11 protein-coding genes and 1 tRNA gene are annotated in these 12,552 nt (G+C 37.5%); 6 read left to right on the forward strand and 6 right to left on the reverse strand.

What is annotated here, in order from left to right; genetic code table 11:
- A partial coding sequence (locus BW946_RS06105; RefSeq protein ID WP_139325972.1) for a transposase occupies positions 1-275 on the forward strand: 275 nt, incomplete at its 5' end.
- Positions 276-328: 53 nt separating this feature from the next.
- On the opposite strand, the gene BW946_RS06110 is transcribed toward BW946_RS06105, so the two are convergent.
- The 3 genes from BW946_RS06110 to BW946_RS06120 form a co-directional block, all read right to left on the reverse strand.
- A tRNA-Asn gene (locus tag BW946_RS06110) sits at positions 329-402 on the reverse strand.
- Positions 403-482: 80 nt separating this feature from the next.
- Entirely contained in the window at positions 483-1,973 is a 1,491-nt protein-coding gene (gene rseP / locus BW946_RS06115) for an RIP metalloprotease RseP (protein WP_076595320.1), read from the reverse strand.
- Between the two features lie 106 nt (positions 1,974-2,079).
- Entirely contained in the window at positions 2,080-2,520 is a 441-nt protein-coding gene (locus BW946_RS06120) for a DUF6646 family protein (RefSeq protein WP_076595321.1), read from the reverse strand.
- Positions 2,521-2,741: 221 nt separating this feature from the next.
- Here BW946_RS06120 and BW946_RS06125 point away from each other — a divergent pair, with 221 nt between their 5' ends.
- Positions 2,742-3,494 carry a nitrilase family protein gene (locus BW946_RS06125; protein ID WP_076595322.1) on the forward strand — a complete coding sequence of 251 codons (753 nt, stop codon included), beginning with the start codon at positions 2,742-2,744 and terminating at the stop codon, positions 3,492-3,494.
- Between the two features lie 133 nt (positions 3,495-3,627).
- Here the strand turns inward: BW946_RS06125 and BW946_RS06130 are convergent, their stop codons facing one another.
- The 3 genes from BW946_RS06130 to BW946_RS06140 are packed head-to-tail and all read right to left on the reverse strand — an operon-like array spanning position 3,628 to position 5,732.
- Complete coding sequence (locus BW946_RS06130) at positions 3,628-3,927, reverse strand: thioredoxin family protein (protein ID WP_076595323.1); 300 nt, start codon at positions 3,925-3,927, stop codon at positions 3,628-3,630.
- A 13-nt stretch (positions 3,928-3,940) separates the two neighbouring features.
- Positions 3,941-4,318, reverse strand: a complete 378-nt coding sequence (locus BW946_RS06135; RefSeq protein ID WP_076595324.1) for a rhodanese-like domain-containing protein — start codon at positions 4,316-4,318, stop codon at positions 3,941-3,943.
- 4 nt (positions 4,319-4,322) lie between these two features.
- The gene (locus BW946_RS06140) at positions 4,323-5,732 is read right to left on the reverse strand and encodes an MBL fold metallo-hydrolase (RefSeq protein WP_076595325.1); all 1,410 of its coding nucleotides are present in this window, start codon (positions 5,730-5,732) and stop codon (positions 4,323-4,325) included.
- 347 nt (positions 5,733-6,079) lie between these two features.
- On the opposite strand from BW946_RS06140, the gene BW946_RS06145 reads away from it, so the two are divergent.
- The 4 genes from BW946_RS06145 to BW946_RS06160 all read left to right on the forward strand — a co-directional run bounded on the left by BW946_RS06145 (position 6,080) and on the right by BW946_RS06160 (position 12,428).
- Complete coding sequence (locus tag BW946_RS06145; RefSeq protein WP_076595326.1) at positions 6,080-7,606, forward strand: helicase HerA-like domain-containing protein; 1,527 nt, start codon at positions 6,080-6,082, stop codon at positions 7,604-7,606.
- Positions 7,607-7,754: 148 nt separating this feature from the next.
- Complete coding sequence (locus BW946_RS06150) at positions 7,755-8,978, forward strand: 3'-5' exonuclease (RefSeq protein WP_076595327.1); 1,224 nt, start codon at positions 7,755-7,757, stop codon at positions 8,976-8,978.
- 260 nt (positions 8,979-9,238) lie between these two features.
- On the forward strand, positions 9,239-10,441 hold the full coding sequence (lysA, locus tag BW946_RS06155; protein WP_170872057.1) for a diaminopimelate decarboxylase: 1,203 nt from the start codon (positions 9,239-9,241) through the stop codon (positions 10,439-10,441).
- Positions 10,442-10,694: 253 nt separating this feature from the next.
- Complete coding sequence (locus BW946_RS06160; protein WP_076595329.1) at positions 10,695-12,428, forward strand: thiamine pyrophosphate-dependent enzyme; 1,734 nt, start codon at positions 10,695-10,697, stop codon at positions 12,426-12,428.
- Positions 12,429-12,552: the final 124 nt, after the last annotated feature.

The raw sequence follows: 12,552 nt of genomic DNA on the forward strand, positions 1-12,552 counted from the left end.
ATTGGTTCAAAGAGGTGGAAGAAGCAGATTTTAAATCTTTTTCTACCTTAAGAAAAACAATAATGAATCATTACAGGGATATTTTAAACTATTTTTATCAAAGAAGCACCAATGCTGCTGCTGAATCCTTCAATGCCAAAATAAAAAACTTCAGAATGCAGCTCAGAGGTGTAAAAGACAGAACTTTCTTCCTATTCAGGTTGACTAAACTTTTTGCCGAGCCCCCAACTTTTGCGCTTGATCCTTATTTCTCAGATTTGGAGTCCTTGCCATGAAATAGTTCATAGTAAGACACAAAAAAAGACTTACATTTCTGTAAGTCTTTTTGCTCCTCCTGCTGGGCTCGAACCAGCGACCCTCTGATTAACAGTCAGATGCTCTAACCAACTGAGCTAAGGAGGAATGTCCTTTGTTTTAAGTGGTGCAAATATAGGACGAATATTTATACCCTACAAATATTTTTAAGAAAATTTTCAAAAAAATTATAATTTCCCTGTAAATACCTTGAAGATGTCGCTTCCGAAGATCAGTAACATCAATCCTAACAGGAAGATAACTCCAATCATCTGTGCGTTTTCTAGAACCTTTTGCGGAACTGGTTTTCCTACAATAATTTCATATAAAGTAAATAAAACGTGTCCACCATCAAGCCCAGGAATAGGGATCAGGTTCAGGAATGCCAGCCATACGGAGAACATTGCTGTAAAGCTCCAGAAAGCAACCCAGTTGATTTTAAAGCTTCCGTCAGCATCTTTATCTACAGGCATATTCTTTACAATGGCAATAGGCCCTCCAACGTTCTTATACCCCTGAACTTTAGAGTTGAACATGATTTTGAACTGCTTAACCTGAGTGGTTAATGCTTCAATCGTTCTTGTAAATCCTCTAGGGATAGCTTCCCCGAAAGAATATTTTTTATTCGTTACAATATCTTTCGCAATGCTTTTTGTATCAATTGCGATCCCTAGTTTTCCGTTTTTATCAACAGAAACTGCCGGTAATGTCTGTAAAGTTCCGTTTCTTTCGACGTCAACAGAAACTGTTTTCCCTTTATTTTCGCTTAAAAGAGTACTTACTTCATCAAAGAATGCTGCTTTTTTACCATTGATTCCTACAATTTTATCTCCTTTCGCAAGACCTGAAGCCTGAGAAGAAGGAGTTGCTAATGAATCAATAACCATAGAAACTCTTGGAGTGATATATAGTTTTGCTTCTCTCTGCTTAAGAACATCTGCAACACCGTCTGCATTCACCGGGAAAGTAACTTCCTGTCCGTTTCTGTTTACGGTAACAAGATCTCCTAAAAGAATATTGATAGAAGTGTTTTCAAGTCTTTCCGCTGGTTTTCCGTCTACACTGATGATTTTGTCACCATTCTGGAATCCCATTTTCTTTCCTGCAGAAGTAGCTTCAATACCGTTGTTGAATTTTGTGATATCCGTATATGTTTCTCCGTTGAAAAAAGATAAACAGCTGTAGATGAGCCACGCCAGGAAAAAGTTAACCGTAACTCCTCCCAACATAATGATAAGTCTCTGCCAGGCAGGTTTGGATCTGAATTCCCATGATTCTGCCGGTTTTTTCATTTGGGCAGTATCCATACTTTCATCTACCATTCCTGCAATCTTCACATATCCTCCGAAAGGAAGCCATCCGATACCATATTTGGTTTGTTCAGGATGCTTTCTCCAGTCGTTGTCCGGAAGTTTTGATATATCGATAGGAACTTCTTCCTTCTTTCCGTTCACCTCTATTACTTCAGAATCCGGCAGGTTCTTGGATAGAAATTTATACTGCCATTTTCCGTTGATTTTCTTCATAGAGAATATGGAGAAGTAAGGATCAAAAAACAGGAAAAATTTCTCTGCTCTGGTCTTGAACCATATTGCCGGTAAAAAATGCCCAAGCTCATGAAGAAGCACAAGTATAGAGATGCTCAGAATGAACTGAAAAAGTTTGATTGCTATTTCCATTAATAAATTTTAGATTTTAATTTGCAAAGGTAACAATTATCAAAACTATGCCAAATAAAAAAGCTCCCCGAAACAGGAAGCTTTGTCATATTTAAAGACGATCTGATTATAAATTGAAAGAAACCCCAAGGCTGCCATTATTACCTACCTCTGCAAATACTCCTATTTTCTCCGTAAAGAAATAACGGGCTCCTATGTGAGCTCCTACTCCAAAGTCTTTCCCAAGCACTCCAAGGTCTACTCCTGGATAAATATCCCATTTAGCGGGCAAATTTAAAGCATCCTGTAAGTGAAAATTCAGTCTTCCGAAAACAAAAACACGATTATCCTTATCGTTATTTTTGTAATTATCAAAGTAGCCGTTAATTCCGGCCCCTACTGAAATAAGTTGATTAAGTCCATAGTCATAAGTTCCCGTTATTCCGGTTCCGTATCCCCACGCACTCAGACCCAGCTGTATTTTCTGATCCCCTTTTCCTGTCCAGGCCTGAGCATTAGCCATGGCACCAAAAAAGAAGATCGTCACCATAAAAAACAATTTCTTCATAAATTTCTAATTTTAAGGATAATTATAAAAAATATCTCTATCAAAAATGAAACCGAAAGAATATCTGTATTATAAAAATGGGAGACTTTAATAAATTATTAAGAAGTATGGCTCTTTTTTCGGGGGAGAAACTAGCCTTTGAGCTATTTAATTCTCCTTTTGTAAAGATAAAAGCTGTATTTTTATACATCACATTTGGAATAATTTAAAAAAGAAAAAAGATGAAAGTTGTAGGGCTAAATTTAGATATCATCTGGAAAAATAAAACTGAGAATTTTAAACTCATAGAAAACGAACTGCAAAATGTAGAGGCAGATCTGTTTCTTCTCCCTGAAATGTTTTCAACAGGTTTCTGTATGGATGCTTCCGAAGTATCGGACAGGAATAATGAATCACTGGAATTTTTGAAAAAGATCTCAAAAGAGAAAAATGCAGCATTCTGCGGGAGTGCGCCGGTAGAACAAAACGGTAAGTTCTACAACAGAATGTTCTTTATAAGGCCGGATGGTGAAACAGCTTTCTACGATAAAAGACACTTGTTTTCCTTTTCAGGAGAAGATAAAGTGTATACACCCGGGAAAGAAAGGGTGATAGTTGAATATCAAGGGATAAGATTCCTGCTTCAGGTCTGCTATGATCTGCGTTTTCCTGTTTTTGCAAGAAATAATGATGACTATGATGCTGTTTTATATGTTGCCAACTGGCCTGAGAAAAGGGTGGGAGCATGGGAGCATCTGTTGAAAGCCAGAGCTATTGAAAATTTATCTTTTGTATTTGGTTTAAACAGAATCGGGACAGATGGGAATAATCTTTTTTATCAGGAAAGTTCTCACTGTTTCTTTGCTGACGGAAAAGAAATTTCTCAAAAGCAAGGTAATCTCGTAACCGCAGAATTGAATATGGAGGAACTGAAAGATTTCAGAAACCATTTCCAGTTTCTGAATGATAGAGATTCTTTTTCTATTAAATTTTAGGATTTTCCCACAGATTTCGCAGATCTTCACAGATTTTTAATTTCTATATAAAGAAAATAAGTATAAACATCTCTGAAAATCCGTGCGATTTGTGGGACTTTTAAAAACAAAAAAACTGTGAAAAATCACAGTTTTAAGCATATTGTTGTAAAAGTTGTGTAAGGGTATTCACATCATGAACACCACTTTCCTTCCATAGCATTTCTCCTTTTTTGAAAATTGCCAGTGTAGGTACTCCACGCACTCCATATTGAGCTGCCAGTGCGGGATATTGATCTACATCTACCTTTATAATCCTGGCTCCTTCGCCTATATTTTCCTTTACCGTATTTAATACCGAAGACTGTACTTTACAAGGCTGGCACCATGTTGCGAAAAAATCTATCAGAACAGGTCTTTCGGAATCAATGATTTCCTGAAATTTTTGTGACATAATTTGGGGTTTATTAGTTTGCTTTTTTGTTTGTTTCGTCCTGGATTGCCTTTACATTTTTCCAGGTTGTACCATCATAAGCTTCCACACCATTTTTCTTCAGAATTTCCATCACCTGATCTGCCTGAATTCCTTTATTGCAAAACACAACAACTTTTTTACCTTTTAGAGTTTCTATGTTGTTTTGAATCTCTGCCAATGGAATGTTAATGGCATTTTTCGCTGTTCCTGCTGCGTACTGCTCCGGAATCCTGACATCTACCAGTGTTACATCAGAACTGTTGACTAATTCTTTAATGCTGGTTGCAGGGATTGCTGTCGCAGGTGATGTCTTACAGCTGCTTAGCATAAAAGCTAATGCTAAAAGTAATCCGGAAAACTGAATTTTCATGATCTTACAGGGTCTTAGATTGGCATACAAAATCTGTAGTTGGGAGCTTTTCCGTTTTTTTGATTCCGTTAAAACCACCTTCTATTTCAGTGAAATTCCTGATTCCGTGTGAGTTAAGGATGCTTGCTGCAATCATGCTTCTGTATCCGCCGGCACAGTGAAGGAAGAAATGATCAGAATCATCAATGGTATGTGCCCAGTCACTGATAGTGTCCAGTGGCTTGTTATAAGCATTGTCAATATGCTCTGCAGAATATTCAGTCAGTTTTCTTACATCAATTATGGTAGCTTCTTCTGTAAATTGCTCCGCAAATTCAGCCGGAGTTATTCTTTTGATCTCATCCGTCTCCTTTCCAGCGTTTTTCCATGCCTCAAAACTTCCCTTCAGGTATCCAATCACATTGTCAAAGCCTACTCTGCTTAGCCGGGTGATAACTTCCTCTTCGGTGCCCTCATCAGTAACTAATAATAAAGGGTGCTTTACATCTACGATAAGAGTTCCTACCCATGGTGCGAAATCTCCTTTCAATCCTATATTGATAGAGTTGGGAACAAATCCTTTGTGGAAGTCCGCTGGTCCTCTTGTATCTAAAATTAATGCCCCTGATTCTTCTGCCAGTGCTTCAAAGTCTTCCGGTGCAATGGGCTGTAAGCCTTTGTTCATTACAACATCAAGGCTTTCATAGCCGCCTTTGTTTAACGCAACATTCATTCCGAAATATTTTGGTGGAGCTGTTAAACCATCAAGAACTTCTCTGATGAAAGATTCTTTATCCGGTTGATTAAGAGCGTAATTGGTCTTCTTCTGGTTTCCCAGAATATCAACGGTTTCCTTCTGCATGTTTTTTCCACACGCAGATCCAGCTCCGTGAGCCGGATAAACAGTAATGCTGTCATCCAATGGCATGATTTTACTCTGAAGACTGTCATACAGAATCCCGGCAAGATCTTCCTGGGTAAGGTTGGTTGCCTTCTGTGCAAGATCCGGTCTTCCCACATCTCCAAGAAACAGTGTGTCACCTGTAAAAATAGCAGTTTCAACACCATTTTCGTCTATTAAAAGGTAAGTGCTGCTTTCCATGGTGTGTCCCGGAGTGTGCATTACCTTTATCTTCACTTTCCCGATCTCAAAAATCTGATTGTCTTCAGCGATAATGGCATCAAATTCCGGAGCAGCAGTAGGTCCGTATACAATGGGAGCACCTGTCTTCTTGCTTAAGTCCAAATGTCCTGATACGAAATCCGCATGGAAGTGAGTTTCAAAAATATATTTTAAAGTGACATTGTCTTTTTCGATACGATCCAGGTAAGGTTTTACTTCTCTTAAAGGATCAATGATTATTGCTTCATTCTCTGATACAATATAATAGGCACCCTGAGCCAGACAGCCCGTATATATTTGTTCAATTTTCATTGGAGTCTTTTTTTAATGAGTTAAAGATACGAAGTATTAGATAGATTCTAAATGAAATGTTAAATCCCATTGATAGTTTCTTTCAATACTTTGTTAAACGCATGTTTAGTGTGTTTTGTTTTTTTTTGAGCAAAAAGAATGCCTTACATACAGATAATGGCAAATGCTGTTTTATATCATGTTAAGTTCTTATGATCTTCCTGATATTAAAAAACAGTAATCGTGGTTTAAAATTTGATGATCTAAGGACAAATTTATTATCAAAAGGAATAGAAAGAAGTTCTTCAGAAAATATCTTTACATATTTTACAAAAAATTTTATATTTATAAGTTAAAAAAGCGATCAAATGGCAGACAAAACACAATTTGTTGAAGAACTCAACGCTAGATACACTCCGAAAGGAGAACATATAATATTAGGAAAAGGAATGTTGGATGGTGAAGTGGTCACAGAAGTAAATGTAACCATTCCACTGAAAACAATTAACCGCCACGGTCTTATCGCCGGAGCTACCGGAACCGGTAAGACAAAAACATTACAGGTCTTTGCAGAACAGCTTTCTCATGCAGGAATTCCATCGCTGGTTCTGGATATTAAAGGAGACTTCTCCGGAATTGCAGAAGCGGGGCAAATAAATCCTATCATTGAGGAAAGATATGCCAAGACCCAGCTTCCTTATAATCCTCAAGGCTTTCCTGTAGAATTAATGAGCATTTCCGGAGGAAAAGGAGTGAAATTAAGAGCTACTGTTACAGAATTCGGACCAGTTTTATTAAGCAAAATCCTTGAATTGAATGATACGCAGCAAAGCATAATGTCTATTGTCTTCAAATACTGTGATGATAAAGGACTTCCCTTGATCGATCTTAACGATCTGAAAAAAGTGCTGCAATATGTAACGGATAATGCACAGGGAAAAGCAGAACTGGCAGCCAATTACGGATCCATTGCATCAGCATCTCTCGGTGCTATTTTAAGATCTATTGTTGCTCTGGAGCAGCAGGGAGCGGCAGGGTTTTTCGGAGAATTAAGCTTTGATGTTCATGATTTATTAGAAACAAGGGATGGAAAAGGAGTAGTGAATATTCTTAGAGTAGCAGATATTCAGAATAAGCCACAGCTTTTTTCGACGTTTATGCTTTCACTTTTTGCTGAAATTTATATGACTTTTCCGGAAGAAGGAGACAGTGGGAAACCAAAACTAGTCCTGTTTATAGACGAGGCTCATCTGATTTTCAATGAAGCTTCCAAAGCCCTTCTTTCACAGATCGAAACAATGGTAAAATTAATCCGTTCCAAAGGAGTAGGAATTTATTTTATTACTCAGATTCCTGGGGATGTTCCTGAAAATGTACTTTCTCAGTTAGGACTGAAGATACAGCATGCGCTGAGAGGCTTTACGGCAAAAGATAAAAAAGAAATTACCAAAGCGGTTGAAAATTATCCTACCACAGAATATTACGATGCTTCCAGCCTGATCCAGAATCTGGGAATTGGAGAAGCATTTGTGACGGCTTTGGATGAGAAAGGCATACCAACACCATTAGTACATACTTACCTCATCTCTCCGGAATCGAGAATGGATGTTCTGAGCGAAACGGAAATCTCTGATCTGACTTCAAAATCAGCACTTGTAGCAAAATATGAGCAGGCATTAGATAGAGAATCTGCATACGAAATGCTTACCAGCAGAATGGAACAGGCTGCGCAAAACCCGGCACCTACACAAAAGACAAGGCCGGTGAAGGAAGAACCTGGTATGTTTGAGCAGGTATTACAGAGTAAAGCAGGCCGTACTTTTACCTCCACATTAATGAGAGAAGGAGCAAAAGCCATTCTCGGCATGTTCGGTCTGGGAGGCAGAAGAAGATAATTTTGAAAGCTAACTTGCTGTATTTTGACATATTTTTTGTTATTTTAGCAGGTTATCTTTACATAACAGTAAAAATAGAACCGGATTTTATTGGGGAATAAGATCGGTTTTACATATAAATGACAAAACAGCAGTTAACACACATTCAATGTATTCAATTATAGATATAGAAAGTAATGGTGCAGGTTATAGAAATGAATGCATTATAGATATCGCCATCTACAGATATGACGGTCAGAAAATCACAGACCAGTTTATATCTCTGGTAAACCCTGAAGGTGATATTACCCCTTTTGTACAAAAGCTGACCAGTATTACCCCAAAAATGGTCAAAACTGCTCCGAAATTTCATGAAATTGCCAAAAGAGTGATCGAAATTACTCAAAATACGACCTTGGTAGGCCATAATATTGATTTTGATTACAGGATGCTTCGCCAGTCATTCAAAAGGCTTGGTTATGATTTTAAAATCAATACTTTAGATACAATTCCATTAGCAAAAAAGCTGATTCCTGATGAGGTAAGTTATTCGTTGGGAAAACTGGTGAAATCATTGGGTATTCCTTTGACTAACCATCACAGGGCAGAGGGTGATGCGAGAGCTACATTAGAACTTTTCAAACTTCTGATTTCAAAAGATACCGAAAATGAGATCATTCAGAAACAGCACGATGAGTCTAATGCAAAAACGTATATCAATAAGATCAAAGAACTTACCCAGGACCTTCCTAATGATAAAGGATTTGTGTACTTTCAGGATGAAGCCGGGCGTATCATGTTCTCTGATTATGTTCAGGATATCAATAAGTTTTCCAAAAAGGTTTTCAATTCCAAATCAAAAAAATGGGAACAGATTCAGAAAGATGTTGAGCAGATTAATTTTGAACTTACCGGAACAGACATTATTGCCAAGCTGATTCTGAATTCCAAGAATATTAAAAAGAAAGAGGTTTTGCCTTTTGGGCTGTATTTCAGAAACAAAAAATATCTGGTTGAGAAAAATACACTCAATAAAACTGAGAAGCCGGTCTTGAAATTCAGATCATTTACTCAGGGAACAAAAGCTGTTCAGTTCATAGGTTCTCAGGAAGAGTTTAAAGATTTTTCTGTATTGAAACAGAAAATTGAATTCAGAAAAAGAAATGAGCTTTGGCTGGGACCAGGAAGGAAATTAGGAGAAAAGTTATTTTTAATCATAGAAAACGGGAAAGTGATTTCCTTTGGTTTCTATGAACTGTTTACGCAGATTCAGACGCTGAGTAAACTGGCTAAGTTGAAAATTGATCTTTCGCTATCTTCCACAGATTTGAATAACGAATTGCAGCTGGCACTGCTTCGTGGGGATTTTGAAACATTGCCACTACCGAAGTAATAGAGTGTCTACACTTTACAGATTATATTCTGAATAGGATGCATTCAAATCAAGTTTCTTGAAATAGAAAATAAATAGTATTTTTGCAAAAAATAAATAGAAGCAATGCAAAATTTTAAACAAAATAAAACTGGAAAAAAGGGAGCTGTGAAGTTCTCTAAGGTTTGGAATATTTAAAAGAGTTGTCTTGCATAAAAAATAATCAATGTGGCAGGCTCTTTTTTATAAGAATCTGCCTTTTTTTATGTTAAAATGAAATTATGAATTCAAAAGAATTATTAAAGATTGCCAATGAGTTTGGTACACCAGTGTATGTTTATGATGCTGAATCCATCAAAATTCAATACGAAAAACTGACTTCTTCATTTTTAAAACATACTAAGTTCTTCTACGCAGCGAAGGCTTTAACGAATATCAATATTCTTAAGTATGTAAAGAATCTGGGTGCCTCTTTGGATTGTGTATCTATTAACGAAGTTAAGCTGGGCTTAAAGGCAGGTTTTTCGAAAGAAAAGATATTATTTACCCCCAACTGTGTTGACCTTGCCGAAATAGAAGAAGCAATGACTTTCGGAGTTCATATTAACATTGATAACATTTCTATTCTTGAGCAATTCGGGAATAAGTACGGAAATACTTATCCGATTTTAGTAAGAATCAACCCGCATATTTTTGCCGGCGGTAACTATAAGATTTCAACAGGGCATATCGATAGTAAATTCGGGATTTCCATTCACCAGGTTCGTCACATTGAAAGAGTGATGAAAAGTACCAACCTTAATGTTGAAGGGCTTCACATGCATACAGGAAGTGAAATTAAAGATCCGGATGTATTCCTTCAGGCTTTGGAGATCATGCTGGAGCTTTCTGAGCATTTCCCGAATCTGAAATATCTGGATATGGGAAGCGGATTCAAAATCCCTTACCAGGATAGTGAAGAAGAAACTGATGTGAAAACATTAGGAAAAAAAGTGGAAAAAGTAATTTCTGAATTTTCAAAATCTACAGGAAAAAAATTCGAATTATGGTTTGAGCCTGGAAAATTCCTAGTGGGAAAAAGCGGATATTTACTAGTGAAAGCCAATGTGATCAAGCAGACGACAGCAACTGTTTTTGTTGGAGTGAATTCCGGATTTAATCACCTGATCCGCCCTATGTTCTACGATTCTTACCATATGATTGAAAACCTGTCCAATCCAAAAGGAGCAGAAAGGATTTATACGGTAGTAGGAAACATCTGCGAAACAGATACATTTGCATGGGACAGAAAACTGAATGAAGTAAGAGAAGGAGATATTCTTGCCTTCCATAACGCAGGAGCTTACGGTTTCGAGATGAGTTCCAACTTCAATTCAAGATTAAAGCCTGCTGAAGTATTATTCTTAGACGGAAAAGCTCATTTGATCCGTAAAAGAGACGAGTTTGAAGACCTTTTGAGAAATCAGATTGAAATAGTGATGTAAAATCCGAAGCATATTATATAAACAGCGGCCTTTTTGGGCGGCTGTTTTTTTTTGTTTTACATGAGAACGAAACCTCACGGGTTTTCAAAATCTGTGAGGTTTCAATAGAAAAAAAATAAAATTAATTTAAAAGTATTTAACATTGAATTAGGGATGGAGTCTCAACTTTATTAGCTAAATTTGATAGAAGTAGGGATTTACATTCATTACAATTCTCATTTTTCATAAAAAACAACACCAAAACAGACTAATTATGGCTAAAAACATAGCAGAGCAAATTGTTGAAATGCTCGAAAATGCCAATGTGAAAAGAATTTATGCAGTAACCGGCGACAGTCTTAATCATCTGAATATTGCCGTCAAAAAAAGCAGTATCCAATGGATTCATGTAAGACACGAAGAAGTAGGAGCTTATGCTGCCGCTGCAGAAGCTGAGCTTGATGGTTTGGCAGTTTGTGCCGGAAGCTGCGGCCCCGGACACGTTCATTTGATCAATGGAGTATATGAAGCTCATCGCTCTCATGTTCCTATGCTGGTGATTGCTTCTACAATCCCAAGTGATGAAATGGGAATGGATTACTTTCAGGAAACCAATACGATAAAGCTGTTTGATGACTGCAGCTATTATAATCAAATGATTACAAGACCTGAACAGGTACAGAGAACCGTGCAAACTGCTATTCAGCATGCTATATCCAAAAAAGGAGTTGCGGTAATAGGTCTGCCGGGAGATGTTTCTGAGCTGGATGCTGAAGAAGGCTCTACTTCCACCCAAATCTTTAAAACGAATCCTGTTATAAGACCATCCGATGATGAGCTGAAAAGCTTGTCGGAACTGGTGAATAAAAGCAAAAAAATAACCCTATACTGCGGGATAGGCGCTGCTGAAGCCCGTGATGAGGTGGTCGCTTTGTCAAAGCTCTTAAAGGCACCTGTAGGATATTCATTCCGTGGGAAAATGGCTATTCAGCCCAATAATCCCAATGAGGTAGGACTTACAGGATTACTGGGATTTCCTTCTGCCTATCACGCCATGCATGAAGCCGATCTTGTCATTCTTTTAGGAACAGATTTTCCTTATCAGAAATTCATGCCTGTAAAGAATAAAATAGTACAGATTGATGAAAGTCCTGAAAGATTAGGAAGAAGGGCAAAACTGGAGCTGGGGCTTTCCGGAGACATCAAAGAAACCATTAAAGTGCTGCTTCCTTTACTAGAAGAAAAAACGGATGTTCATTTTCTGAATGAACAGCTGGCGTTTTATGATAAAGTAAAAGAAAACCAGCTGGAATATGTAAAGGATTTTGGAAAAGAGAATGCTATTCAGCCGGAATATGTAGCCCACACTTTAGATAAACTTGCTGAAAATGACGCTATCTTTACCGTAGATACAGGAATGTGCTGTGTTTGGGGAGCTAGATTTATTACAGGAACAGGCGAAAGAAAAATGCTGGGATCATTTAACCACGGATCTATGGCGAATGCAATGCCAATGGCTATCGGAGCTGCTTTGGCTCATCCTGAAAAACAGGTGATTGCTCTATGTGGAGACGGAGGATTATCTATGCTGTTAGGAGATATGACTACTATCTTTCAGTATAAACTTCCTGTGAAACTGATTGTATTCAACAACAGAACCCTTGGAATGGTAAAGCTGGAAATGGAAGTTGGCGGAATGCCAGACAATGAAACAGATATGATTAATCCTGATTTTGCCATGGTAGCACACGCAATGGGCTATCCCGGGAAAAATATTCACCTCCCCGAAGAAGTGGAAAGTGCTATCAAAGAATGTCTGGATCACGATGGACCTTATCTGCTGAATATTTTCACCAATCCCAATGCACTGGCTCTTCCTCCTAAGATTGAATTTGATCAGATCATGGGAATGTCCAAATCTATGGCTCAATTGATGCTTGGTGGTAAAATGGATGAGGTTTTTGAAACGGTAAAAAGCAATTATAAACATATTAAAGGTCTGCTGTAAGATGTAAAGAGCAATGATTTCAAAATTGGCCACTCATTCACAATATATAAACTTTAAAACTTCATACTTTGTCTGAAGTTTTTCTTTTTTATAAAGAAGCTAAATATTTACCTTTGCTTATTAT

The sequence above is a fragment of the Chryseobacterium sp. RU33C genome (genome assembly GCF_900156015.1).
In the GTDB taxonomy this organism is placed as follows: domain Bacteria; phylum Bacteroidota; class Bacteroidia; order Flavobacteriales; family Weeksellaceae; genus Chryseobacterium; species Chryseobacterium candidae.